At 69.6% G+C, this 24,479-nt stretch carries 23 protein-coding genes and 4 pseudogenes; 12 read left to right on the forward strand and 15 right to left on the reverse strand.

Features of this window, described 5'->3' with window-relative positions:
* Window positions 1–59: 59 nt before the first annotated feature.
* Entirely contained in the window at window positions 60–3,401 is a 3,342-nt protein-coding gene (locus OG485_RS01365) for a S8 family serine peptidase (RefSeq protein ID WP_328663601.1), read from the reverse strand.
* 210 nt (window positions 3,402–3,611) lie between these two features.
* On the opposite strand from OG485_RS01365, the gene OG485_RS43870 reads away from it, so the two are divergent.
* The gene (locus tag OG485_RS43870; RefSeq protein ID WP_443048891.1) at window positions 3,612–4,136 is read left to right on the forward strand and encodes an AMP-binding enzyme; all 525 of its coding nucleotides are present in this window, start codon (window positions 3,612–3,614) and stop codon (window positions 4,134–4,136) included.
* Window positions 4,137–4,414: 278 nt separating this feature from the next.
* On the opposite strand, the pseudogene OG485_RS01370 reads toward OG485_RS43870, so the two are convergent.
* From OG485_RS01370 to OG485_RS01390, 5 genes and pseudogenes are all read right to left on the reverse strand, one after another.
* Window positions 4,415–4,596 (reverse strand): annotated as a pseudogene (locus OG485_RS01370) (IS30 family transposase); the annotation flags it as partial.
* 34 nt (window positions 4,597–4,630) lie between these two features.
* Window positions 4,631–4,966, reverse strand: coding sequence for a hypothetical protein (locus OG485_RS01375; protein WP_328674852.1), 336 nt, complete (start codon window positions 4,964–4,966; stop codon window positions 4,631–4,633).
* A 5-nt stretch (window positions 4,967–4,971) separates the two neighbouring features.
* Window positions 4,972–5,970: an RNA polymerase subunit sigma-70 gene (locus tag OG485_RS01380; protein WP_328663602.1), complete on the reverse strand. Its 999-nt coding sequence runs from the start codon at window positions 5,968–5,970 to the stop codon at window positions 4,972–4,974.
* 94 nt (window positions 5,971–6,064) lie between these two features.
* A pseudogene (locus tag OG485_RS01385) lies at window positions 6,065–6,446 on the reverse strand (DUF3224 domain-containing protein).
* Between the two features lie 218 nt (window positions 6,447–6,664).
* A complete protein-coding gene (locus tag OG485_RS01390) occupies window positions 6,665–7,279 on the reverse strand; it encodes a DUF6817 domain-containing protein (protein ID WP_328663603.1) in 615 nt (204 codons plus the stop codon).
* A 181-nt stretch (window positions 7,280–7,460) separates the two neighbouring features.
* On the opposite strand from OG485_RS01390, the gene OG485_RS01395 reads away from it, so the two are divergent.
* The gene (locus OG485_RS01395) at window positions 7,461–7,835 is read left to right on the forward strand and encodes an NAD(P)-dependent oxidoreductase (RefSeq protein WP_328663605.1); all 375 of its coding nucleotides are present in this window, start codon (window positions 7,461–7,463) and stop codon (window positions 7,833–7,835) included.
* A gap of 120 nt (window positions 7,836–7,955) precedes the next feature.
* Here OG485_RS01395 and OG485_RS01400 read toward each other — a convergent pair whose 3' ends face one another.
* From OG485_RS01400 to OG485_RS01410, 3 genes are all read right to left on the reverse strand, one after another.
* The gene (locus OG485_RS01400) at window positions 7,956–8,438 is read right to left on the reverse strand and encodes a GNAT family N-acetyltransferase (RefSeq protein WP_328663607.1); all 483 of its coding nucleotides are present in this window, start codon (window positions 8,436–8,438) and stop codon (window positions 7,956–7,958) included.
* A gap of 190 nt (window positions 8,439–8,628) precedes the next feature.
* Window positions 8,629–9,357, reverse strand: coding sequence for an SDR family oxidoreductase (locus OG485_RS01405; protein WP_328663609.1), 729 nt, complete (start codon window positions 9,355–9,357; stop codon window positions 8,629–8,631).
* A 409-nt stretch (window positions 9,358–9,766) separates the two neighbouring features.
* Complete coding sequence (locus tag OG485_RS01410) at window positions 9,767–10,495, reverse strand: TetR/AcrR family transcriptional regulator (RefSeq protein WP_328663610.1); 729 nt, start codon at window positions 10,493–10,495, stop codon at window positions 9,767–9,769.
* An 88-nt stretch (window positions 10,496–10,583) separates the two neighbouring features.
* Here OG485_RS01410 and OG485_RS01415 point away from each other — a divergent pair, with 88 nt between their 5' ends.
* Together OG485_RS01415 and OG485_RS01420 are read left to right on the forward strand one after the other, a co-directional pair.
* Complete coding sequence (locus OG485_RS01415; RefSeq protein ID WP_328663612.1) at window positions 10,584–11,444, forward strand: SDR family oxidoreductase; 861 nt, start codon at window positions 10,584–10,586, stop codon at window positions 11,442–11,444.
* 126 nt (window positions 11,445–11,570) lie between these two features.
* Complete coding sequence (locus OG485_RS01420) at window positions 11,571–11,828, forward strand: hypothetical protein (RefSeq protein WP_328663614.1); 258 nt, start codon at window positions 11,571–11,573, stop codon at window positions 11,826–11,828.
* Between the two features lie 21 nt (window positions 11,829–11,849).
* Here OG485_RS01420 and OG485_RS01425 read toward each other — a convergent pair whose 3' ends face one another.
* Complete coding sequence (locus tag OG485_RS01425) at window positions 11,850–12,443, reverse strand: TetR/AcrR family transcriptional regulator C-terminal domain-containing protein (protein WP_328674210.1); 594 nt, start codon at window positions 12,441–12,443, stop codon at window positions 11,850–11,852.
* A gap of 80 nt (window positions 12,444–12,523) precedes the next feature.
* Between OG485_RS01425 and OG485_RS01430 the strand changes: the two genes are divergently transcribed.
* Together OG485_RS01430 and OG485_RS01435 are read left to right on the forward strand one after the other, a co-directional pair.
* Window positions 12,524–13,771, forward strand: a complete 1,248-nt coding sequence (locus tag OG485_RS01430; protein ID WP_328663615.1) for an FAD-dependent monooxygenase — start codon at window positions 12,524–12,526, stop codon at window positions 13,769–13,771.
* Window positions 13,772–14,162: 391 nt separating this feature from the next.
* Window positions 14,163–15,092, forward strand: coding sequence for an ADP-ribosylglycohydrolase family protein (locus tag OG485_RS01435; RefSeq protein ID WP_328663617.1), 930 nt, complete (start codon window positions 14,163–14,165; stop codon window positions 15,090–15,092).
* A 99-nt stretch (window positions 15,093–15,191) separates the two neighbouring features.
* On the opposite strand, the pseudogene OG485_RS01440 reads toward OG485_RS01435, so the two are convergent.
* Window positions 15,192–15,440: pseudogene (locus tag OG485_RS01440) on the reverse strand (transposase); the annotation flags it as partial.
* A 93-nt stretch (window positions 15,441–15,533) separates the two neighbouring features.
* A pseudogene (locus tag OG485_RS01445) lies at window positions 15,534–15,986 on the reverse strand (sugar nucleotide-binding protein); the annotation flags it as partial.
* Window positions 15,987–16,280: 294 nt separating this feature from the next.
* Here OG485_RS01445 and OG485_RS01450 point away from each other — a divergent pair.
* The 4 genes from OG485_RS01450 to OG485_RS01465 all read left to right on the forward strand — a co-directional run bounded on the left by OG485_RS01450 (window position 16,281) and on the right by OG485_RS01465 (window position 18,545).
* Window positions 16,281–17,069: a hypothetical protein gene (locus OG485_RS01450; RefSeq protein ID WP_328663618.1), complete on the forward strand. Its 789-nt coding sequence runs from the start codon at window positions 16,281–16,283 to the stop codon at window positions 17,067–17,069.
* A gap of 308 nt (window positions 17,070–17,377) precedes the next feature.
* Complete coding sequence (locus tag OG485_RS01455) at window positions 17,378–17,857, forward strand: ATP-binding protein (protein WP_328663621.1); 480 nt, start codon at window positions 17,378–17,380, stop codon at window positions 17,855–17,857.
* Window positions 17,858–17,877: 20 nt separating this feature from the next.
* Window positions 17,878–18,279 (forward strand): histidine kinase, encoded by a 402-nt coding sequence (locus tag OG485_RS01460; RefSeq protein WP_328663622.1) that lies wholly within the window; start codon window positions 17,878–17,880, stop codon window positions 18,277–18,279.
* Entirely contained in the window at window positions 18,276–18,545 is a 270-nt protein-coding gene (locus OG485_RS01465) for a sensor histidine kinase (protein ID WP_328663625.1), read from the forward strand. The genes OG485_RS01460 and OG485_RS01465 overlap by 4 nt, the downstream gene beginning before the upstream one ends.
* Before the next feature lie 58 nt (window positions 18,546–18,603).
* On the opposite strand, the gene OG485_RS01470 is transcribed toward OG485_RS01465, so the two are convergent.
* Window positions 18,604–19,563, reverse strand: coding sequence for a 5'-nucleotidase (locus OG485_RS01470; protein WP_328663628.1), 960 nt, complete (start codon window positions 19,561–19,563; stop codon window positions 18,604–18,606).
* A gap of 327 nt (window positions 19,564–19,890) precedes the next feature.
* On the opposite strand from OG485_RS01470, the gene OG485_RS01475 reads away from it, so the two are divergent.
* A complete protein-coding gene (locus OG485_RS01475; protein ID WP_328663630.1) occupies window positions 19,891–21,852 on the forward strand; it encodes a serine/threonine protein kinase in 1,962 nt (653 codons plus the stop codon).
* Window positions 21,853–21,934: 82 nt separating this feature from the next.
* Here the strand turns inward: OG485_RS01475 and OG485_RS01480 are convergent, their stop codons facing one another.
* Window positions 21,935–22,903 carry an alpha/beta hydrolase gene (locus tag OG485_RS01480; RefSeq protein ID WP_328663632.1) on the reverse strand — a complete coding sequence of 323 codons (969 nt, stop codon included), beginning with the start codon at window positions 22,901–22,903 and terminating at the stop codon, window positions 21,935–21,937.
* Window positions 22,904–22,997: 94 nt separating this feature from the next.
* Window positions 22,998–23,315, reverse strand: a complete 318-nt coding sequence (locus tag OG485_RS01485; RefSeq protein WP_328674211.1) for a putative quinol monooxygenase — start codon at window positions 23,313–23,315, stop codon at window positions 22,998–23,000.
* 143 nt (window positions 23,316–23,458) lie between these two features.
* Between OG485_RS01485 and OG485_RS01490 the strand changes: the two genes are divergently transcribed.
* Complete coding sequence (locus tag OG485_RS01490; protein ID WP_328663634.1) at window positions 23,459–24,364, forward strand: AraC family transcriptional regulator; 906 nt, start codon at window positions 23,459–23,461, stop codon at window positions 24,362–24,364.
* Window positions 24,365–24,479 lie beyond the last annotated feature (115 nt).

The following is a 24,479-nucleotide window of genomic DNA, read 5'->3' on the forward strand; positions in this document are numbered from 1 at the left end:
TCGCGGGGGCCTGGCCGGACCTGTCGGCGTCATGCGGTGGTCACCGTCGTGCGGTCACCTCACGGCGCGAGCCGGTAGGCGTTCGTGATCGTCTCCCGCACGGTGTTGCCGCCCTTGTCCTCCAGGTCCACCTGGAAGGACACGGCCTCGGCCGTCGCCGGGTGCTTCACGCTCACCGAGCGCGCCCCCTTCGCGTCGGTCTTCACCGTGAGCCGCTTCCAGGTCTCGCCTCCGTCATAGGAGATCTTGACGGTCAGTGCGGCGACCTGCCCGGCTGCGGCGGCCGCGCCACCCAGCCGTAGCGGCACCTTCAATGTGCCGCCCGCCGGAGCCGTCCCGCTCAGGCTCAGTTTCGGCGAGAGCCGCACCGTCGACAACGGCAGCACTTCCGACCGGTCCGCGGACGGGCGGGCCGAGGTGAACGTCCAGACCGCGGCGACCTTCGTGCTGATGGAGGTGTCCTCGGCGGAGCGGCTCGCCTCCGCCCTCAGGCGGTACACAGCGGAGGGAGCCGCGACCTCGGCGCTCACCCAGTCGTTGGACGAACTCTCGGCGATGACCCGGCCGCCCGACTCCAGCCGGGCGAAGCCGTCGGTGACGACGGACGAACCCGAGTGACCGCTGCCGTCGTTGAACAACTGGACCCTGGCGTCGATGTAGTCGCCGTACCGGGTGGCGCCCTGTTCGTTGCCGGCCTCCAGATCGGGGCCGACCACACCGGTGTTGAAGTTCAGCGTGTGGCGCGTGCCCGGCCTGTAAACCACCGGGCCCTTGCTGTAGTTGATGCGCCCCTCGCCCTGGGCGTCGACCTGCACCGCGCTCCAGAGCCAGCGCACGCCGGTGGTACTGACGTACTGCGTGGTGGCCAGCGGCAGACTCTGCGCGACCGGTTCCCGCGTACCGACGCCGTAGCCGCTCCTGTCCGTCGGCGTCACCCAGATCTGGCCCTTCGCCCCGGTCACGGACGCGCCGAAGCCGAGCTTCACTTCGGCGAGGTCGGCCCGGGTGACGGTGCGGTCGAGGCCGGTGAACCACCTGCCCGTGCGGTGGAAGGCAAGCCGGTAGTCGACGTTCTCGCCCACCGCGCCGGGGGCCTTCCACACACCGTTGTACTGCGCGCGCAGGCCGGCGCCGGCCGGGCCGAGCGCGGCGGTGAGGAACTGCGTCTGGCCGTGGGTGACCCAGGAGTTACTCACCCCTGCGGCCTGGTCCTCGTACCCGACGGTGGCGCCGACCAGTCGTGCGTCCGGATCCGGGACGGTGACGGCGAACGGCTTGGCCTTGCGGGAATCGAGGTCGATCGTGGTCTTCGCCGTCACCTTCAACACCGGCTGGACGAAAATGGCCATTCTGTCGTCCAGGCTGTAGACGAAGCTCTCCAGCTGGTAGTCCCCCTTGGGCAGCCGCCGGGTGACGACGCCTGTCGGGTTGTTCGGGAAGTCGATGTGCTCCGGCACGTCCGTGCCGACCGTGGTGATCGTGCTGTAGTAGCTCGACGGAGCCGCGCCGTCGACGCCCGTGTGCCGCAGTGTGACGTCGTACGACTCCACCTCACGGACGACCGCGAGGCCGGTGCGCACCGACTGGCCGTCCCCCTCAGCCAGCACGCTGCCGCCGAACGCGCCGTCGACCGAGCCCTGGCGGGTGTCGGCGGCGACGGTGGTCGTCGCGCTGCCACCGGCGGGGACGGTCAGCTCGGCGTCCTTCACGGTGAACATCCCGGCCGGGGCCGGGCTGCCCGACGAGTCGGTCCCCGCCGCGCTCAGCCGGAGCGTGACGGCCTGGTCGCCGTAGTTCCGGTAGGTGAGCGACTTCGTGACCGACTCGTCGTCGGCGTGCGGCCAGAGTTGCGTGCCGAAGTCGAGCGATCCGGGCTCGGAGACGACGACGGCTGTGGCCGCCCGTGCCAGATCGACCCGGCCCGCGCCCTGCTGGGAGGCGTTGAGCGCCGGGTTGGGCTCGGCCGATCCGGTCAGCAGCGCCTTGATCTGGGCGCCGCTCCAGGTCGGGTGCTGCTGGAACAGCAGGGCGGCGGCGCCGGCCGCGTGCGGAGCGGACATCGAGGTCCCGCTCATGGTGGTGTAGCCGTCGCCCGAGGGCTCCGGGCCCTCCGTGGTCAGGGCAGCGGTGATGTCGACGCCCGGGGCGGTGATGTCCGGCTTGGACTCCCCGGTGGCTGTCGGGCCGCGGCTGGAGAACGGCGCGATCTGGTCCTGCTTGTCGACCGCGCCGACGGTGAGCGCCTCGGGGGCGCTGCCGGGCGAGTTGATCGTGCCGGCCTTGTCGCCGTCGTTACCCGCGCTCACCACGAACAGGGCCTTGTCGGAGAGTCGGGCGATCGCCTCCTCCATCGGGTCGACGTCCGTGAAGTCGCTGACCCCGATGCTCATGTTGACGACCTTCGCGCCCTCGTCGACGGCCCACTGCATGCCTCTGACGATGGCCGAGGAGTTGCCGAAACCGTGGTCGTTCACGACCTTGCCGTCCAGGAGCTGCACGTCGGGTGCCACGCCCTTGTAGCGGCCGCCCGATTGCGCGCCCGTCCCGGCGAGGATGGAGGCCACATGCGTGCCGTGCCCGTCGCGGTCCTCCGGACCGGGCGATGAGCTGAAGTTCTTCTCCGCGATCTCGGCACCTTTGAGGTCGGGGTGGTTCTGGTCGACCCCCGAGTCCAGGACCGCGACCTTGACGCCCTTGCCGGTGTGGCCCGCCTTCCACATGGCGGGCGCGCCTATCTGCGGCACGCTCGTGTCGAGGGTGGCCCGGACTCTGGCGTCCAGCCACAGGTGGGCGATGGGCCTCGTGGGGGCGGCTCCCGCCGCGCGGGCGGGAGTACGGCCGGTGACCGCCGACCACAGGGCCGTGGCGTCGGACTTGGGCGCGTCGAATGCCTCGCCGGTGAGCGCGGGCAGCGGACGGCGGTGGCGGGCGACCCCGCCGAGGAGGTCGCCGGAGGCGGCGAAGTCCCTCGCCCCAGCCGCGTTCCGCCGGTAGCCGACGATCAGGGGCAGTGTGCTGCGGTGCGCGTCGTCGTACTCGTCCTCGACCAGCTGGGCGACGTCGAAGAGCCGCCGGTCGAGGACGCCGTCGCCGACCATGCGCAGGGCGTCCTGCGGGATGGCGTACGTGTGCCCGGCCTCGCGCCGCACCGAAAAGCCGGTCTCTTCACGGCCCTTGCCGCGGACGAGCCGGACGACCCGTCCGTCGGAGCCGACGACGACGCGGTCGCCGGTGATCAGTGTCACGGTCGCGGTCGACGACGCCTTCGCCTTCGTACCGTCCTGTGCGGTGGAGCTCGCGGCCTGCGCCGGATGGATGCCGGCCGGCGCCGCCCCTGCGATCAGCGTCCCGGCCACCGCGGCGGCGAGTGCCGCCGTTCTCGCTCGTAATCTGGTTCCCACCCGCGTTCCCCACCTTCGTGCGCATGTCAATCTGCTTCTCCGATACACGCGCTTGAGGTGACGTTCGGTTCTCGAGGGGCTCAAGCACATGTGCTCCCCGTCGGCGGATGAGCCTTCGTCGGATCGCCGCGGACACCGCGGAAGCGGTCGACCTGAAAGGGAGCGCACGTGTACCGGACCGGGGACCTGGTGCGCTGGCGCACGGAAGGGATGCTCGAGCACGTCGGACGAGCCGACGGTCAAGTGAAGATCAGCGGGTTCCGCATCGAACTGCTCGAGATCACGCTGGCTCTCACCCAGTGCGCATCAGTCGGTAGAGCAGCGGCCATCGTGCGCGAGGACGTACCGGGAGACAGGCGCATCGTCGGCTATGTCGTTCCGGAATCCGGGCAAGCTCCGCAGCCGAAGACCGTTCGCCGCGAGTTGGAGGAGCGTCTGCCCGACTACATGGTGCCGTCCTCCGTCGTCGTGCCTGACACCCTGCCCCTGACCTTGAACGGGAAGATCGACCAGACGCGTCTACCGGCGCCGGAGAACTCCCTGTCCTTGAGGACCCGCAGCTCGCCCCCAACCCCCGCTGCTCGATATCGATCAGGACGAGCTCAGCGCGATCGAGACCGAGTGGACAGACCAGTGGTGACGCTCCAGCCACTGCGCCGGGCCGGCTCATCGGCCTTGGGCGCCGAGCGACTCCGCTTCTCCAGTCACTCACGCGGAGGGCGGTGCCACTGGTAGTCGGTGGCGACAAAGCGTGACAGGGATCGTCGGCATGGCAGACCTTTTATGAGCAGGTCCCCGGACTGCTGGAGCGGTACCAACACCGCACGGCCCGACTGCCGGGCCACCTCGGCTCTGTGGTCGATGAGGCAGCCGTCCTGACCGAGGCCGGGTGGTGGCCCGGGAGACCTCCGCGTGAGCGGACGCCGTCCTGGTCCTGACCACGACGAAGTACACGCCTGCCTCCTCGGTGACGAACTTCTTGCCCCGGCCGGCGGTGCGGGCCCGGGGGGAAACGGCGTCCCGCCACGTTCCCGGAACCACCGACTTCCCACCGGCCCCGACACGCCGCAGGCGATCGCGGCGTCCTCATTGGTCAGCCCCTCGGCGATCTTCTTCCAGAAGCACGCTCCACGTCCCGGCGGACCGGCGGTCTGCCCGGTGACCGGTCCCGTCGCGGGATCGTCAATCGGTCCAGGTGCGGCGGAGGCTCCGCACCAGGGTGGGGACCATCACCGTCGCAGGGACAAGGTGCAGCCCGAGGAAGGCGGTGGTGGTGGCGGTGTTTGCCCCGATGACTGGGGTACGGGGTGCGCTGGCCGGCAGGTGACGGTCCTGGCCCTGGGGGTGACGATGCGCACCCTCGCCGTGCGACGGCCGGGGTTCCGCAGGGCGCGGACGCCGGTGCCGCGGAGCCAGAACCCGGCGCCGCGCCCGAGGACCGGCCCCAGCTCGCCGTCGCGCAGCTCCAGCTGCACCCGCCCGCGGGTGACGACGACGCACGCGTCGCACCACTCCGCCGCGACCACCGCGACCCGCACGCCACCGCGCAGCGTGAGCGTCCACACCGGGACTACTCCGTGCCGTCCGCCGGCAGGCGCTCCGGCAGCCTGAGCCGCGGGAACCGGTCGTCGTGGAAGATGACGATCTCGGTGATCGCTCCGCCGGTGACGCGCAGGACGTCGATCGTCAGCGGCAGGTACGCGCCCTCCCGGTCCCGCCAGAGGTAGAAGGCGACGGCGGGCTGCCGGTTCACGGAGGTGAGGACGGCGCGCAGGCCCTTCATGCCCTCGAAGCCGTCCTCGACCCAGTCGTTCACCACCGCGTCGCGGCCGACGTACAGGCCCGGCGTGGGCGGCATCGAGCAGCGGACGTCGTCCCGCAGCATGGCCGCGATCCCGTCGACGTCGGTCGCGACGCTGGCGTCGGTGAAGCGGCGCACCAGCTCGCGCGTCCCGGCGTCCTGTTCGCCGCCGGTCCAGTCCTGCCGCTCGGCGGGCAGGTACTCCCGCATGCCGGCGCGGGCCCGCTGCAGCGCGCTGTTCACGGAGTTGACGGAGTCCCCGAGGAGCTCCGCGACGTCCTTCGCCGGCCAGCCGAGCACGTCCCGCAGGATCAGCACGGCCCGCGGGCGCGGCGCGAGGTGCTGGACCGCGACCAGGTACGCCAGCTCGATCGTCTCCCGCGCGACGGCGACGGTCTCCGGCTCGTCCGCGTCGCCCGCGGGCAGCTCGTCGAGCAGCCGGTCCGGGTACGGTTGCAGCCACAGCACCTCGCCTCCGGTCGCGGGCTCCGGGCGGCACTTGGCGAGCAGGTCCAGGCAGGCGTTGGTGGCGATCCGGTACAGCCAGGCCCGGAACGTAGACCGCCCCTCGAAGGTCTCCCGCCGCCGCCAGGCACGGAGGAACGTCTCCTGCACGGTGTCCTCGGCGTCCTCGAACGACCCGAGCATCCGGTAGCAGTGCACGTGCAGCTCCCGCCGGTGCCGCTCCGCCAGCCCCGAGAACGCCGACTCGTCGACCTCGCCCAGCCCGCTCACGCCCAGCTCCTCCAGCCGCGTGTCCACGCTCATCACGTCATCCTTCCGCCTCGTCGTGTCCCGTCGTAGGTATGACGGGCGCGGGCGCGAAAACTCATCACGAAGGGCCTGCAGCCCCTGCGAGCCCTTAGCCGAGCTGGTAGTCGAACCAGATGCGATGCGTGCCGTCAGCGTCAACGGCCATCCCCCGGCACCCGAGATTCCAGCCTGCTCGCCGGTTCCGCTCGAAGGCACGATGGTGAAGAACTCCGTGGTGCGGTCGCTGCCGGACGTTGTCGCCGAGCGCACGAAGTTGAAGGACCCGCCCGTCCGTGCAGCGAACCCTCGAACGACTCCATGGCCACATAGGTACCGACGCCGGTCGCTTGGTCGATCGCGGCAGTGAGCAGGGTCGCCGAGCGACCCGCGACCTCCCCCTCGAAGTGCTTCACCATCGTCGCGACACCTACCGGCAGACCGGTGGACACGGCTGGCTCGAGCTTCAGCTCAGTCGGGACGAACGCTTTGATGTCACCGACGCCCCAAGCCTCGACCGCTGCCAGCCGTCGTGTGCGAACATCGCGCGCACCGACCGCCACGCCGACGAACTCTTGCAGCGCGCACAGACGTTGGAGAAACAGGCTGCCTCGGAGGCTGTACCTGGCCCGCTCGCCGACCGGCTCACCCGACGCGCCGACCATCTCCGGTCCCCGGCCGACCGCCACAGCCACGACCGTTGTCCACCATCTCAGCGCTGGTCGGCCTTCGACGCCGACCAGCCAGAACTGGCGTGTTGGTTCGTCGGCCGGGAGGCAGGAGTGGTAAGCGCCGTGCGGCACTCGAGCCAGGCGTCAGCACTCAGCAAATCCTGGAGTCTGGTGAACAGGGCGAGCAGCTGAGGGCCCCACTTGTCACGGAAGGCGGAATCGACGATGGCGAGATCGAGTTCGTTGGCCGCCGACAGTTCGGTGAAGTCCCGGCGCAACTGTGGCCCTGGAACGTGGGAGCGGCCGGTGAACCTGTCGTGGAAGGCCGCATCGGCCTGGTTGAGAGCCGGGTACGTTGCCTTCCGGTCGCATGAGGCGTACAGGTACACGATGGCCTCGGCCTCGGTGCCAATCACCGCCGCAAGGTCGTTGCGACGGTCCAGTGGCAGCAGTGCTGTGGAGAAGCCGTCCGTGCCGTAGAACGCGTGACACAGACCGGCGAGTTGGAGGGCCGGACGGGCCTTCCACGTCGCCAGCCGCGCCTGTACACGCTGGAGGTGGGTAAGGAGAGTGCCGCCGGGGTGGGCGATGCCTTCGGCACCGAACTCACGCAGCAGGGTGACAGCCCGGTCAGTCGTGGCAGGGAGAGCAGGCACAGTGTCCGTGTCCCTTCGGTAATGGGTTGGTCGGCACCCGCACAGCGCCTTCGCCGGTCCGGATCCGTACGAAGGCACCGGCCGGGTTGCCGCCTGGGCCCTGCAACGATCTTCTGACACCCCAGAACCCCAGTCAATCCTGGTGATTACTCCCACTCACCCCAGGCATAGCTTGGGTGCTATGACTCTGGATGACCTGCGCGTGTTCGTAGCCGTGTGTCGGACAGGAAGCCGGGTCGGCCGGGCGGAACTGGCGCTGATGCGACCTGGCTCGATCCTGCTGAACACCTTCCGGGGCGGAATCGTCGACGAGCAAGCCCTGGCAGACGCACTACGCAACCCGGCACGCCCCCTGGCGGCCGCCGCCGTCGACACCTTCGCCCACGAGCACGCCGCGTTCACCTCCGCGTTGTTCGGCCTGCCCAACGCCCTGCTCACCCCACACGTGGCCGGGATGACCCGGCGCGCGATGACTGAGGCCGCCCTCCGCTGTGCCGACAACATCGCTGCGCTGCTCGCCGGCCGCCCGGACGGTGTCCCCGTGGTGGCGCCGTAACGTCTGTGGTCGGCGGGTAATGGCCGGCCGCGCATCCCCCTGTGGTGGCCGGCCGTTGCCGTGGACGCTCCCTAGCCAGGCCGGAACAGCGGACGCGCGGTGGCCGCTTTCAACACGCGTCTACAGAACAGTCTCCAAGGTCACCGACTTGGACGCGAAGCCATTGCGCTCATAGAAACGGATGGCCTCGGTGTTGATCGAGTACGCCGTCACCTCCGCCAGTTCCGCACCTTTGTCCTTCGCCCAGGCCAAGAACTGACCCATCAGGTGCCCGCCGATCTGTTCCCGGCGATAGGCGGGCTGCACATACATGCTCACCAGTGACGCGACCTTCACCGGTTTCATCGCCGACCCTTCGGCCACCACACCGGTGAGATGGCCGACAACCTCGCCGCCCCGGTCGGCAACAAGCAGTAGCCGGTCCGGATCGTCGATACCGGCAGTGAAACGCTGCCGTCCGTGCTCACGCGGCCAGTTGATGTCGACGCTCGGATCACGGGTCCCCGCGTCCTCGGCGAACAGGGCACCACTGCACGCCACAAGACCGTCGACGTCTGCATGCTCCGCCTTGCGGACAACCACCTCATGCCGTTGACCACTCATGGACCACGACACTATCGGCTGCCACTGACACCGCTTTCCAGACACCTCAAGCGGGCCCAGCGCAGGCCAACCCATGGGGCCACTTCAAGGCGTCCGGGCGACACAGGATCTTCGTCAACTGGGGCCAGAGGAAGCCAATATGCCGGAGCCACCGAGCCACGTCAGAGCCAGGCTGGAGGGCGCGAGCGGTTCAGGAGAGCCAGTCGACGTAGCGGGTGGGGGCGAGGTGGGCGTCCTTGTCGGTGAGGACGTCACCCTTGACGACGGCAAACATGCCGGCGGTGGGGTCGGTGACAACGGTGCGGCCGTCACCCTTGTGGGTGAGGGTGATCCGGCCCAGCTCGTCCAGGGAGAAGACCTCGGGCCCGGCGATGTTGCGAATGCCCCTCAGCGGGGCGCCCGCGGCGACTTCCGCCACCGCGTGGGCCACGTCCTTGGAGGCGATCGGCTGGATCGGCGTGGCGGGCAGCCGGACGGTGTCGCCCTCGGCGGTCCAGGACAGGACAGCGTCCATGAACTCCATGAACTGCGTCGCGCGGACGATCGAGTAGGGGACCGGCCCTGCCGCGAGGATGTCCTCCTGGAGCACCTTGGCCCGGTAGTAGTCCAGCTCCGGTACCTGGTCCACGCCGACGATCGAGAGAATGACGAAGTGGCCGACGCCGCCCTTCTGGGCCGCGGCCAGAAGGTTGTCCATCGAGGTCTGGAAGAAGGCCGGGGAGGCTTCGTCGAAGGTCGGGGAGTTCGTCAGGTTGACGATGACGTCGGCCCCCGCCACCGCCTCGCCCAGTCCCTGGCCGGTGATGACGTCGATTCCGGTGGACTGCGCGTGCGGCACCGCCTCGTGCCCGGCGGCGTTCAGGTTCTTGACGACCTGCGACCCGATCAGCCCGGTACCGCCGATGACCGCGAACTTCATGACATGCCTTTCGTCAGGAGATGTGTCCAAAATATGGCACAAAATCCTCTGTGTAGACGTTTGATGTCAGGTCAGGGTTCGTACATCCGGCCAACGGGTTGCTCGACCGGCGAACTCCGCGGCACCTCCTGTCGGCCGTGCCCGCGGGCTCGCAGGACGTCGAGCCGACGTACCAGCCGGTCGCAGTAGGCGAAGGAGTAATCGGGGCCCCGAAGACGCGCCTCGTACGCCTCATGTGACCCGCGCAGTCGGCGCAGCGCGGCCGCGCGCCGCTCACCCCGGATCTGCCCCGCCACCTCGGGCGCGGCGAACGCAGCCCAAGCCGGATCGGCGTCCGGACCGCAGGCCCGCTCGCACGCCAAGACCAGAAGGCACGGATGCCCATCTCACGAGGGCTCCTGACGCGCGATCAGGCGTACGGTGTGCCACCGTCCGCTGCGAGGCGGGTGAGCCACTCGCGCAGCAGGTGCTGCTCGGCGTCGCTCAGGACATCGGCATCATCCGGGAGAGCGGCCCGCAGCGCGCGGGCCGCCGCGGCGGGGCCGGCCTCCGCGGCGGGGACCGTCGGTTCGGCGCGGGTGACGGCGGCGACCATGGCCTCGCGGAGAACGGTCAGCAGCGCCGGATTGCGGCGTTCCGCTGGGGTGGAGTGCCAGGTGGTGACCGCGCCTCGACCGGTGGCCTGGATGATCTGGGCGGCCAGCTCCTCGTCGACCCGCAGCCACCCCCCGGCAGCCAGTCGGCGCACCCGGCCGTGGAGGATCTCCAGGCCCGCACGGTGTGCCATGTCCGCCCCCCGGCCGGTGGCCCTGTTCATTACCGCGAACAGCTCGGGGCGGGCGACCCCGAACTCCACCACCATGTCCCAGCCTCGGCGCAGGTCCTCCACCGCGTCCCGCGGGTCGGGGTCGAGCTGCGCGCGCTTGCCCTCCAGGAACTGCGCGTAGCCGTGCTCGGCCACAGCCTCAAGGAGTCCCTCCTTGTCTCCGAAGAGGCGGTAGATCGCCGGAGGTTGCGTTCCGGCCGCGGCGGCGACCGCGCGGGTGCTCACCGCGTCCGGGCCGCCGTTCTCCAGCAGCTCGACGGCCGCCTCGACGATGCGGCGACGAGGACTGTCGGTGGTGTCGTGCGTGGCCATGAATCGATGGTATCGAAGACTTGGTTCCATTGATATTCCAGTGTTACCGTCGAAATGATTCCACTGGAAACAGCGTCGGGAGAACCCAATGATCATCGTGACCGGAGCCACCGGAAAGCTCGGCCGCAGCACCGTCGAACGCCTCCTGGAGCGCGTCCACGCCGACCGCGTCGGCGTCAGCGTCCGCGACCCGCGCAAGGCCCAGGACCTCGCCGACCGCGGCGTCCGTGTCCGGCAGGGCAGCTTCGACGACCCCGCCTCGCTCGTGCATGCCTTCGAGGGGGCCGAGCAGCTGCTCCTCGTCTCCCTCGACCGCATCGGCGAGGAGTGCGTCACCGGCCATCGCACCGCCATCGACGCCGCCGTGAAGGCCGGCGCCGGCCGCATTCTCTACACCAGCCAGATGGGCGCCGCCCACGACTCCCGCTTCCAGGCATGCCGCGACCACGCCCAGACCGAGGACCTGCTGCGCGCCACCGGCCTGCCCTGGACCGCGCTGCGCAACGGCTTCTACGCGGCCAGCGCCTTGCAGTTCCTGGAGTCCGCCCGCCACACCGGCGACATTGCCCTCCCCGCCGACGGCCCCGTCGCCTGGACCGGCCACGACGACCTCGCCGAGGCCACCGCGGCCATCCTCACCGAGGAGGGCCGATTCGAGGGGCCCACCCCGCCGCTCACCGGCGCGGCGACGCTCGACTTCGGCACCGTCGCCGAGATCGCGTCCCAGGCCACCGGACGGCCTTTCACCCGCACCGTCGTCCCCGACGACGCCTTCCGCGAGCAGGCACTGGCGCACGGCGCCCCGGCCCCGATCGCCGACCTGATGCTGAGCATCTTCGCAGCGGCGCGGAACGGCGAGTTCACCGCCGTCGACTCGACGCTGGCCGAGCTGATCGGCCGAGAGCCCGCCGCCTTCGGCGCCCTGCTGGAGCGTGCCTGGGCCGAATAGATCCTGTGGGGCGCGCAGAAGGCGTGGGCCCGCAAGGACGCACCCGGCGAACGCGTCGTCATATGCTCCACGACGCGCGGCGACGTCGCAGGTGCCCGCGCGCGGACGGGCACGATGCTGATCGGCATGCTCGGGCTGACCGGTCTGACCGGTCTGACCGGAACGGTGGCCGCACAGGCCGCTGCCGGTGAAGGGCCGCGCCGGCACGGTCTGTTGGCGCACTCGCTGCCCCCGCTGACCGTGGCCCTGCTCACCGGCCTTTTCGCTGGGCGGCTGCCGGCCTCTGCCGTGGTCTGGTTGCTCGTAGCGGCGGCGCTGTGGGGGCTGCGGAGCCATCTGGGGCGCCTGGCGCGCGACGAACGCCCCCGGAGGGCGCTCTCCTGACCCGTCCCGTCCTGCAGCCGGTCAGATCGGCGACGGTGCGACGGAGGCCGGGCCGGATGCCGCGGTGTGCTGTTCCAGGCCGCTGAGGATGAGCGCAAGGCCCGCCTCGAAGGCCGCCTCGTGATCCAGTACCGGGACGTCGTCCGGCAGGTCCTCGCCGTCTGGCGAATCCGTATCCGCCTGCTCCTCGAGCACGCAGCCGACCGTGTAGCGGCCGGCGGCCAGCATCGCCGTCTGCGCCTCCCGCTCGGGCACGCCGGAGGAGACCAGGAAGGCCATCTTGCGGCGGATCCGGTCGAGGTCTCCGGCCGGAGTGCTGCCGGCGTGCAGCCGGGCGCCGTCACGGCGCATCAGCAGCGTGCGACGGAAGCTGCGGGAGTTCTCCAGGAACCACGCGCGCCAGTCGTCCTCGGGGGATGGCAGCGGCGCGTTGGCGTGCGGGGCCATGGCCGCCTCCGCCATGGCCGCAAGGAGATCCTTCTTGGTCCGGAAGTGGTAGTAGAGCGACGGCTGCTCGACGCCGAGTCGCTTGGCCAGCCGCCTGGTGCTGACCGTTTCCAGGCCGACGTCGTCCAGCAGATCCAGCGCCTCTGTGACGACGGTCCCACGGTTCATCTTGGTCACGTTGACATTCTATCGCTGATAGAAGACCGTGGAAAGGAATCAATCACCGATAGATTTTGGGGTGGTCGGACATGACAAACAAGGTCGCGAAACGTTCACTGCGGATCCTCGTCGCCGGCGGCGGCGTCGCCGGGCAGGCGCTGGCCTTCTGGCTCACCCGCAGCGGTCACCAGGTGACGGTCGTCGAGCGCTTCCCGGCGCTGCGCGCCTCGGGCGCGCAGGTCGACCTGCGCGGCCAGGGCATCGAGGCGGTCGAGCGCATGGGCCTGCTGGAGACCGTGCGCAGCCGGCTGGTGGACGAGGCGGGCGTCGCCTTCGTCGACTCCCGCGGCAAGCCGAAGGCGACGATCATGGCAAACACCTCCGGCAAGGGACGCCAGACCCTGACCTCCGAGTACGAGATCATGCGCGGCGACCTCGTCCGCATCCTGCACGAGGGGACCGAGAACGACGCCGGGTACGTCTTCGGCAAGAGCGTCGACGGCTTCGACCAGGACGCAGACCGGGTCACCGCGCACTTCTCGGACGGGACCTCCGGCGAGTACGACCTGCTGATCGGCGCCGACGGGCAGGGCTCACGCATCCGGCGGGCGTTGCTGCCGGAGGGCTTCGACCCGTACTGGCGCCTGGGCATCCACATGGCCTACTGGTTCGTGCCGCGCATTGCCTCTGACACCAACATCCGCGACACCTACATGGCCCCGGGCGGCCGGCAGATCATGCGGCGCAGCCACAACGCGGCCGAGACCCAGGTGTACTTCGTGATGCGCGAGGAGTCGGCGGAAGCGTCCGCGATCCACCGCGCTCCCGTTGAGCAACAGCAGAAGTTCTGGGCTGAGCGGTTCCGGGACGCCGGATGGCAGACCGACCGGTTCGTCGAGGGCATGAAGGACAGCCCGTTCTTCTACTCCCAGGAGATCGCCCAGGTGCGCATCGACAGCTGGTCCAAGGGCCGGGTGGTCCTGGCCGGGGACGCCGCGCACTGCGCATCCCCCTACAGCGGCATGGGGATCTCCGGCGGCCTGGTCGGCGCCTATGTCCTGGCCGGGGAGATCAACCGGCACGCGGACGACCTGCCGACCGCGCTGGCGAACTATGACAGCGTCCTGCGGCCCTTCGTCGACGAGATCCAGGGCGAGGTCAATCCCCGCATCCTGCGCGTGGGCATGCCCATGAACAAGCACGCCATCAGCGCCTTCCAGAACGCCACCGCGCTGGCCTGCTTCCTCCACATCCCCGACGTTGTCGCGCGGTTCTCCAAGGAGGACCGCGGCGGCGACTGGCGGCTGCCGGCCTACGCCGACGCGCACGCCGCCTGAGCCGCACCCGCGCTGCGCTCGGGGGCGCGGGCCGACGATGTGACGCGGACCGGTCAGCGGGCGGGAGCGGCCAGGCGTCCTTCCCCTCGGGGATGGGTCCTTGCCGCGCCGGTACTGCAGCTGCGGTACGGGCGGGTGTCCGCGGATGCGGGACGACGCCGCGGCCGATGGTGCCAACGATGGGGACGAAGCTGCGGACCGTCTCCCGATACCGCGCCGGCCCTGACTGCCACCGACGGCGTCGTGGACGGTGTCAAGTGACCTGTACCGGTGTCTCAGACCCCGGATGCCTCAGGCGGTGCTGGGACACGATGCGTTCGCCACCGATGGTTCGGGAGCCGAAAGAGTAATAGGGCCGCGGCCGTCTGCGCGGCACGGATAACCTGCGCCGATGAAGCGGATTCAGCGGGCCGCCGGCGTGATAGTCGGCTCAGCGGTGGGTGACGCGCTGGGTGGCCCCTTCGAGTTCGGTCCCCAGGGAGCGTTCTCTGCGCGGTTTCCCGCGCCTGGTGCAGGTGACGAGATGTGCGGAGGCGGTGGCTGGGACCCCGGCGAGGCGACCGACGACACGCAGATGGCCATCCTGGTCGCGGAGTCGCTGCTGGAGCGGGGCGGACTGGACCTGCCGGACATCTTCGCCCGCTTCCAGCGGTGGGCAGCGTCAGAACCGAAGGACATCGGCTTGCAGACCGAAGACGTCCTGACCAACGGCATGTCCTGGGACCTCGCCGCCGCGATCCATTTCCAGGTCAACGAGCGAGCAGCGGGAAACGGCTCCTTGATGCGGGCATCGACCTCCGCGGTCCACTTCGCTGCCGCCGGCCAGGAAGCCACCATGGACGCGGCCCGCCGGATCGCTGCCCTCACCCACGGTGACCGCGCGGCCTGGGAAGGCACCGCGATCTTCCACGAACTTATCCGCGTCACGTTTGAGGACACCGACCCCCTCGCAGCGCTCCCGGACATCCTGGCTCATGTCCACCCCGACCACCGCGGCCGTTACGCCACCGTCCTCGCGCCCGACTGGCACCCCGATCAGGCGACCGAGTTCAACGGTGCCGTCTGGCCCTGCCTGGGCTCCGCCGTCTGGGCCCTACGCACCACCGCCAGCTTCGAAGACGCGATACGCGCGGCGATCGACCTCGGCGGTGACACGGACACCGTCGCCGCGGTGACCGGGGGCCTCGCCGGGGCGTACTACGGGCTGGATGCAATCCCCGCCCGCTGGACCCAGCCGCTCCATGTCCCCCTCCCAGGATTCGACGGACGGGTACTGCACCTGGCAGATCTGCTCCACCTTGCACACCGCCTCGGAGGCTGAACCGGGTGCTGCTCCGCACTCTCCACGAACTACGGCCCTCATCCGGTCGACCTTCTTGCGGCTGGCGATGTCCGCCGTCAGCGTGTCCTGGGCCCAGGCGGCGAACTCCTCGCCTCCGTAGCCGTTGTCCGCCCAGACCAGGACGTTTTCGGGGCGTTCGGCGTGGAGGCGGGTGAGAACGACGCGGACCGCGTTGCGGTCCTGAACGGCGGCGGGCGTGACCAGCAGGCCGTCCTGGTCAATAAGGAGATGCCGCTTCCTGCCGTTTACGTGTTTGTTCGCGTCGTATCCGCGCGTCGCGTTCGATACGGTCACCGCGCCTTTGACGGACTGGGAGTCCACGATCACCCGGACCGACCGGGAACAGCGCTGGCGGCGCAGCCGTCGGCGGAGCTGGTCGAGGATGCGCTTGAATGCGCCGGCCTTCGCCCAGCGGGCGGCTTACCGGGCTTGAAGGAACTCTCGCGCTCCACGTAGCCGTGTACGCACGTGTCCCTGGGTGGCGCTGCTGTCGAGGCGGACGTCCAGGGCCCCGGGCATGAGGGTGTCGGTTCGGCCTCCGGTGGGCAGCCGGGTTGCGTCGAGTCCATCGCGTCGGGCGATGAGAACGCCGAGTTCGTGACGGCTGAGGGCGTCCGGTCCGGCAAGGTGGAACATGCCGGCCTGGTCGGACGCGGCGAGTTCCCGCAAAGCGGAGGCGAGGTCTTCGACATGCACCGGGCAGCGGATGTCGTCGGTGAACAGCACGCCATCGCGGGTGCCGGAAATCAGGGCGTGGACCATGCGCTCGTGCACAGATCCTCCATGCCCCATGATCAACGAGGTGCGTGCGACCGCAGCGGTCGGTGCCAGCAGCCGCACAGCGGTCTCGGCAGTGGCTTTTGCCGCGCCATACAGCAAACTTGTCATGCAGGGCTCAGACGCGCCTGCTCAGGCCCCGAACAGGACTGCGATGTGCGAGTGGAGTGCGTCGGCGACTCATCAGACGTCCTCGTCGTGGAGGCGGTGGGCGCTCGGTCAGCGTCCTGGCCACCAGGTACGGAGCGGCGCCGGGTGCCTCCCCTGGATGATCTAGAGTTCCGGCGGCGGGCAGTCGACCCGCCGCTCAGATACTCGACTCAGGGGTGGGGATTGATCACCGCAAAATCTGCTGCGATACAGCGGAACAGACCGGCGACCGGGCGGCGCGTGGCTGCCGCGGCGGTGGCCGGGGGCATGGCGCTGGCGGGCGTGGGACTCACGGCGCCGGCCGCACACGCGGCCGAAAGCGACATCTCGTTCTCGAGCGTCGTCATCAACAACGGCAAGCCCATCGTCGTCGGCATCAGTGCCGAGGTCGAGGCCCCGCTGACGTACACGGCGAAGAGCAGCGTGGCGCTCGACGACTGGTGGGTCGAGGCGTACCGCAGTAACGGGTCCACCAAATACCTGCTCGCGATCTCCACGACCCGATGGAGCTGCAGGACATCTTCCGCGGGGGGCTACACCTTCCGCGACTGCGACGAGACGATGACCATCGACCCGGACGGCATGCCGGGCGGTAATGGCAACCACCTTGTCAACAGTGACGCCGCCGAATGGAAGACTCTCGGCACGGGCATCAAGAAGAACGGCGGTTACGACACCGACCTGCTGTCCGCGACGGTCCGTCTCCAGCGTGCCTCGCGCATCCAGAACGCGAACGCGTCCCCGGAGCCGGTCGCCAAGGGCAAGCCGATCACCGTCACCGGCACCGTGCAGCACGCCAACTGGAGTCAGCACCGCTACGACAACTACGGCGGTCGGCTGGTGAAGCTGCAGTTCAAGCCCGCCGGTTCCAGTGCCTACTCCACGGTCAAGACGGTGACCGCCAGCAGTACCGGCTCCCTGAAGACCACCGTGACAGCCTCCCAGGACGGCACCTGGCGCTGGAGTTACGGCGGCAACACCACCACCGGTGCCAGCAACTCCTCCGGCGACTACGTCGACGTGACCTGAGGCCCGTACTACGGTCACCGCGCCTGACTGCGCAGCGAAGGCCCCGCTCCGGCGGGGCCTTCGCGTGCCGGTGTCCTACGGCCGTTGCGGTGGTTCTCCCGACCACCCTCGGCCACTCGTCATGTCAGTCATCAACTGTCGCTTCCAGCTCGGGAGTTACACCGCTTACCGCACAGACCTGAATCAGAAAGAAGAATAATTTGTAAGAATATTCACTTTTACTGTGTTTTTCTCGCCATCCAGGATGGCTACGGCTCCGGATCACTGACAGAGCCACAACACGCCCCTCCAGAGAGGAGGCGCCGGCCATGACCGTCACCACAGCGGCTCCGGCACCCCCAACTGATGTGGACCACAGCCCCGTTACTGACCTTCATCTAGCCGTCGCCCTGCCCTACGGACTGCACACCCCGCAGGTGGCGCGGCAGATCACCGCCCGATGGCTGGCCGCGCACGAGGCTCCGGCTTCGCGCATGTGCAATGTGGTGCTCATCGTCTCCGAACTGGTCACCAACGCCATCCGGCACACACACGAGCCCTGCACCCTCAAGCTCACGTGGCACGGAAGCCGTCTGGACATCGCCGTCGCCGACCACGGCGAGACGCTGCCTGAGAGGTCCAGCACACCGGGCGAGCGCGGTGGATTCGGGATCCCCCTCATCGAGGGTCTCGGCGGAAGGATCAAGACAGTTCCCGCACTCGGCGGCAAGACCGTGCACGCGACCCTGACCCTCACCCCGTCCAGCGGCCCACATCGCGCACCGCCGACGACCGCGCCGGTTCGGTAGCCCGGAGACGTCCCGCCTTGATGCGGGTTGCGAGCCCGGCGCGTCTGAAAGCCCGGTCTCGAGGCCCTCGGCTCCCGGACCGGCCCCGTCCCATCGGCGGAGCCAGTCCGACCGGCATCGCCTACACCACCGACGCGGCCGTCAACCTCATCGCCGCCGACCCGGAGCGTGCCGTGGAGACGTCGCGCGGGCTGCGCGCCGACATCGGCGACGCGATCACCGAGATCCGCCGGATCGTCTACGGCCTGCGGCCTCGGGCCCTCGACGAACTCGGCCTCGTCGACGCCGTACGCCAGGGCATCGCCCCGCTGTGCGCCGCGGACGACCGGGCTCTGACCGTCACGGTCGACGCTCCCCCCGGCTGCCGCCGCTCCCGGCGGCCGTCGAAGTGGCCGCGTACCGGGTGGCGGTGGAGGCCATGACCAACATCGCCCGGCACTCCGAGGGCACCACCGCCCGCCTCACCGTGCAGCTCACGGACCCCGCTCTTTTGCGCGTGACCGTCACCGACAGCGGCCGGTGCACCGTGCCGTGGACACCCGGTGTGGGCATCCAGTCCATGCACGAGCGCGTCGAAGAGATCGGGGGCACTCTCACCATCGACACCACCCCCGAGGGCGCCACCGTCACTGCCGATCTGCCCCTCGTCATCCCCGCGGCCGAGACGCCCTGGAGTCGAGCGGCGTAGTCCAGGGCGTTTCGCGGCCCGGACTCGGTCCGAGGCGGGCCTCATCGCGGTGCTTGCCTCATTGCTGTGCTTGCTCAGTCGCCGGGTGGCCCGGATCGTTCATCTTCCCGAAGGGGATGTGCACGCTGGGCGTGCTGCGGGCGGTGCCGGTCAGGTGGCCGACCTGGTCGTCGAAGAAGATGTGGGGCTTGAGGACCTCCATGATCGTGCTCTTGTCTATGCCGCCGAGGAAGAAGGCGTCGTTGACGGCCACACCCCAGTCCTTCAGGCTGCGCACCGGGCGTTCGTGAGCGGGTGCGTTGCGGGCGGTGACGAGGGAGACGTGGACGCGGATCTTGTAGTCGGCGTCCTGCGCCCGTTGTTCTTCCTCACGCCGCTGGAGCCGGTTGACGCCCGCGAGGAAGTCACGCAGGGGACCCGGGTCGTGCGGGGTGGCGGCGTTCGCCGATTCGTGGAAGCGGAAGTCGTCGATGCCGCCGGCCTGGTAGACCTGTTCCGAGGCGTCGTCGGCGAGGACTCCGTCGAAGTCGAAGGCGATCCGCAGGTCCTGGTCATCGTCCTCGTCGGCCACCGCCGGGCCGAGCACGCGGCCGGCGGGCAGCCCGAGCGCGACGGCCTCGCGGACGTCGTCCTCGTTCGCGGACAGGAACAGGGACATGTTCAGGGCGGGCATGAAGTGGTAGGGCGAGCGGCCCTGCATGAAGATGGCCCGGGTGATGGGCAGTCCGTGGGACTGGATGGACCGCATGACCCGCAACCCGGTGTCGGGATCATTGCGGGACAGGATGATGACCTCGACCAGAGGATCATCGGGTGAGAGGCCGTTCAGGGACAGCAGCCTGCGGATGAAAGGGAAGGCCACCCCTTTGTCCAGCGTGTCGTCCAGGTGCTCCTCCTGGTAGGCGCGGTAGGCCTCCTCTCCCTGATCGCGGAAGACGGCATCCGCCTCCGCCAGGTTGAACAGTGCGCTGGAGGCGATACCGACGACCAGACGGTTCTTGAGTTCGTAGACGGCCACGTCATACCCCCCGGCACTCATTCACCCACACGCCCCGATCATGTTAAATCACCGCGCTCCGCGAAGACCGCTGCCGCCCGGCGGAGCAGAGGCTGTGGTGATCGGCCCTGCTGGGTGGGGGCCGGCGGGGCAGGGGCTGTCGGGAGAATCCGCTGCCGCACGACCGTGGCGGGCGACCGGATCCCGGCCTTCCGTATCTCGCCGGGACGGGCAGTTGACGCGCCGGCGTTTCCTCACCTGGGGCGGGCTGTCATCTGGAATCGCGGCATGGGAAGGTTACGGACCTGACCAGCACGGTCTGTTCCATCTTGTTTCCGGGAGTCCTCGTTGCCCACGCGTGTCCACCCCGCACGGCCTGGTGACCCGGCCCGGATAGGCCCTTACCGGATCATCGGGCGACTCGGCTCGGGCGGCATGGGCACGGTCCACGCGGCTCTGGATCCCCAAGGACTCCGGGTGGCTGTCAAGCTCATCCATCCCGCGCAGGCCGACGACGACGAGTTCCGCGCCCGGTTCAGGCGGGAAGTCGAAGTGACCCGGCGGGTCGCCGGTCCCTGTCTGGTGCCGCTGCTCGCGGCCGACACCGATGCCGCCGCCCCGTGGCTTGCCACCGAATACATCCCCGGCCCCACCCTCGGCCAGTACGTCACCGTCGACGGCCCACTCGGCGGAGCCCGGCTGTACGCTCTCGCGGCCGGAACCGCGGCCGCACTGGCAGCCGTTCACGCGGCCGGGGTGGCCCACCGCGACGTCAAGCCGGCCAATGTCATCCTCGCCCCCTGCGGACCCCGGGTACTGGACTTCGGCATCGCCCACGCCCTGGACGGCACCTCGGTGACCCGCACCGGCGTCATGACCGGCACCACCGGCTGGATCAGCCCCGAGGCCTACCGCACCGGGATGACGGGCCCCGCCGGCGACGTCTTCGCCTGGGGAGCCCTGATCGCCTACGCGGCCACCGGACGCCTGCCCTTCGGCACCGGAGCTCCCGACGCAGTCGCCTACCGCGTGATATCGGGTGAGCCCGACACCACGGGCATGCCCGACGACCTTCTGGCGCTCGTGACGTCCGCACTGGCGAAAGTACCCGACGACCGTCCCTCCGCAGCGGTGCTCGCCGAGAAGTGCACGGCGCTGTTCGCCGGCCAGACAACCCAGGCTCTGCACCCGGCCACGGACATCCCCACCGCCGTGAACGACCTGGTGACAGCCCAGTGGGACATGCCCGTCCTGGACGACCCGGCCTGGCGGGCTCCCGCCGGACGACGCAAGGGCCGTGGCCGTACGATCGCCGTGGTCGTCGGAGCCGCCGCCCTGAGCGGGGCGCTTGCGGGCGGTCTCCTCTTCGAGACAGGCAACAGCCCCGGGACGAAGAGTTCCACGGGCGGCCCTGCGTTCCTCCCCAGCCCGACCGCAGACGCGACGAACAGCGCACAGAGCGCGGTCCGGAGTCACAGTCCCGCCGGTACGGCAACGGACGATCCGGGCGAGGCGTCCCTCACGGCGTGGAAGGAATCGCGGCCGGCCAGGACCCCTGCCGAGAACGACGCCTTCGGGGCAATGGGGACGGGGGCCTGGCTGGATCCCGTCGCCTATCCCCACTTCAACCGTGCCATCACCTTCCACCGGCGAAGAGGGGAGGTGTACGTCGCGACGAGCGGCCAGGAGCTGTCCCCGGTGGCGGTGCAAGAAGTCGCCTCGACGGTGTGCCTGGGCCTGCGGGACCTCGCCAAGTCCTACCCCGACTTCCCCTACGACGACTACATCGTCGTGGACACTGCCCGTGAGGAAGGCCCGGGCATCGTATGGGAGGACGACTTCCGCACCAACACCTCCTGCGACACGTCGGTCCAGAACCGGAGCGCTCCCGCCGCCGGACAGGACCCGGACTGGCAGCCCACCAGGTCCGGCCTGGAGCAGGCGCAGATCCCCAGCACGGACAAGGACGAGATCCGCGTCGCCGGACAAACGGTCGACAGCATCATCTCCGAGTGGCAGGGCAACTCCCGCATCATCAGCGATCCCAACTGGCTCGACAACGGCAACATGTCCATCGGCTTCGCCCGCGACGAGGCCGTGATGTACGTATGGGCCGACAAGCCCGCATGGGATGAGGCGACACGAGACCGGTGGGCCGCACTCGCAGCCGACACGGCCTGCCAGGCGGTCCTCACGGAATCCCGGGCCCGCAAGGAATGGCGCTACGCGCAATACGCGGTCACCCTCGTCGACGATGCGGGATCCAGCAGGTTCCTGCGCTGGGGCTCTGCCGGTAACTGCGCAGCGTAGCCCGCCCCCGCGGTCCGCGGCGGGAGCAGCGGGCCGGCTCCCGGACGGGCGGCTGGAGGACCTCCCTCAAGCGTTGGGTGCGTTACGCGGAGCCGTTCGGGAGCAGGAGTCGGGTGAGCCAGTCGGTGCGGGTTCGGCGGGCTGTGGCCGAGATGTCCGCCTGCGGGTACAGGGCGTCGAAGCCGTGGAAGCCGCCTGCCCAGACGTGGAGTTCGGCCTGGCCGCCGGCCGCCCAGATGCGGGTGGCGTAGTCGGTGTCCTCGTCACGGAAGACTTCGGCGGAGCCGGCGTCGATGTAGGTCGTCGGCAGGCCCGAGAGGTCCTTGGCCCGGGCGGGCGAGACGTACGCGGACACCTCGTCGGCGGTGAGGTCGCCGAGAACGGCTCGCCATCCGAACTCGTTCATCTCGCCGGTCCAGACACCGGGCACGCCGGAGTACTGGCGGCTGGAGGTGGTGGTGTTGCGGTGGTCGAGCATGGGGCAGATCAGCACCTGCGCGGCGATCGCCGGGGCGCCGAGGTCGCGTGCCAGCAGGGTGAGGCCGGCAGCGAGGCCGCCGCCGGCGCTGGCGCCGGCGGCGATGATACGGGTGGGGTCGATGCCCAGTTCTTCGGAGTGTCCGGCGGTCCAGAGCAGACCTTGGTAGCAGTCGTCGACGAGGGTGGTGCCGGTGGCTTCGGGTGCGAGCCGGTAGTCCACGGACACCACGACCGCGCCGAACTCGTCGAGCCATTCCAGCGGGATGTCGATCTGCGAGAAGCGGTCGCCCATGACCATCCCGCCACCATGCATCCAGTAGATGCAGGGGGCGGCCGTGGTGCGGTCGGCGTTCGCGGGGCTGAAGACCGACAGGCAGATCTGGGCACCGTCCCTGGCCGGCACGCTGACCTCGCGCCTGTCGACCTGCCGGTGTGCCAGGAGCGAGTCGACGGGCGCCGAGGGGAGCTGTCGCAGTTGTGCGAGAACTTCCGTGGTGAGCTGGGACATGAGGGGCATGCCGGTCAGTAGCTCGCGCAGTTCGGGGTCCAGTGCGGGACGTGCCGAGGTCATGGCGTGGGCCTTTCGTGGTGTGGTGCCGGGCAAACGAGGACGGGGGCGTCCGGGCAGGTGGCCAGGTGGCGGGTCGGCTGATCCGTCATGGGGCTCAGAAGGCGGCTTTGCCGAGGACCGGGACGTAGTCGGTGTGCTCGGGCTCCTCGGCCAGCATTCCGGCGATCTGCGCCACGATCGCCTGGGCGGCTTCGCCGGCGAAGGTCCGGTGGTGGTCCTCCTCGCTGGTCCAGCCCTCGGTGACGTGGATGACGTCGGTGTCGGACGCGGAACGGGAGACGACGTAGACGACGCAGTGTTCGCTCGCGCCGGGGCTGCCCTCGTTCAGGCCGGTCAGCAGCAGATCGACCAGCCGGCCGCCCATCCCGGGCTTGGCGGTCAGGGTGGCGTTGAAGCCGTAGTTGGCAAGCACGATGTTCTCCTTCGCATTGATGGAGTGAGCTGATTCCATTCAATGCTTCTGACCTGCTGAAACGTTAGAACGATGGTCGCGGGCACTTGCACGATCCTCGCGATTTCGGGAGCAGGGTGGCGGAGGGGTGCTGCAATGGGTGCATGTCCCTTGAAGAGTTCCGAACCCTGCTGGACCGGCATGCCAGACCCGACTGGACGACAGCCATCGACGGCGTCCTGATCTCGAAGGTCGACCGGCCGGATCCGCCGGCGCCCTCCATGTCCGGCACGGTGCTCGCCGTCATCGCCCAGGGCGCGAAACGGCTCGCGCTGGGCGAGAGGGTCTACGAGTACGGCCCCGGGCAGTACCTGGTCGCATCCGTCGACCTGCCCGTCACCGGGCAGTTCACCCAGGCCGACCTCAAGCAGCCCGCCCTCGGCTTCGGCCTCACCCTGGAACCGTCCGCGGTCGCGGAAGTGCTGCTGCAAGCCGGGCCCGGCGACCTCTCCCGCACCGGCGCAGGCACTCCGTCGGGCATCGCCGTCAGCGACGCTTCGGCCTCGCTGCTCGATGCGGTGGTCCGGCTGCTGCGACTGCTCGACGAACCCCGCGACCGTGCCGTACTCGCGCCGCTGGTCAAACGCGAGATCCTGTGGCGCCTGATCACCAGCGAGCAGGGTGCGACGGTGCGCCAGCTCGGCCTGGCCGACAGTGGCCTCAGCCACGTCTCGCGGGCCGTGCGCTGGATCCGCGAGCACTACGCGCAGTCGTTCCGCGTCGAGGACGTGGCACGCATGTCCGGCATGAGCGTCTCCGCCTTCTATCGCAACTTCCAGGCGGTGACCGCGATGAGCCCCATCCAGTTCCAGAAGCAGATCAGGCTGCAGGAGGCCCGGTTGCTGCTCGCCACCCACCCGGGCGACGTCACCGGCATCGGCCAGCGCGTGGGTTATGACAACCCCTCGCAGTTCAGCCGGGAGTACCGCCGTCAGTTCGGTGCGCCCCCGAGCCGGGACGCCGCCCGTCTGCGCAGCACCGCGCACTCCCCCGTGACCGTCCTGCCCTGATCCATCTGGAGCACGGTAGAGGATCGTGCAGGAAGAGGCGAGGATAGTTCTACTGTTTCAGCAGGTCAGAGCGATTCAATGGAATCACCGATTCCCCAGCTGTGCAGGAAAATGC

Source organism: Streptomyces sp. NBC_00328, from assembly GCF_036139655.1.
In the GTDB taxonomy this organism is placed as follows: Bacteria; Actinomycetota; Actinomycetes; order Streptomycetales; family Streptomycetaceae; genus Streptomyces.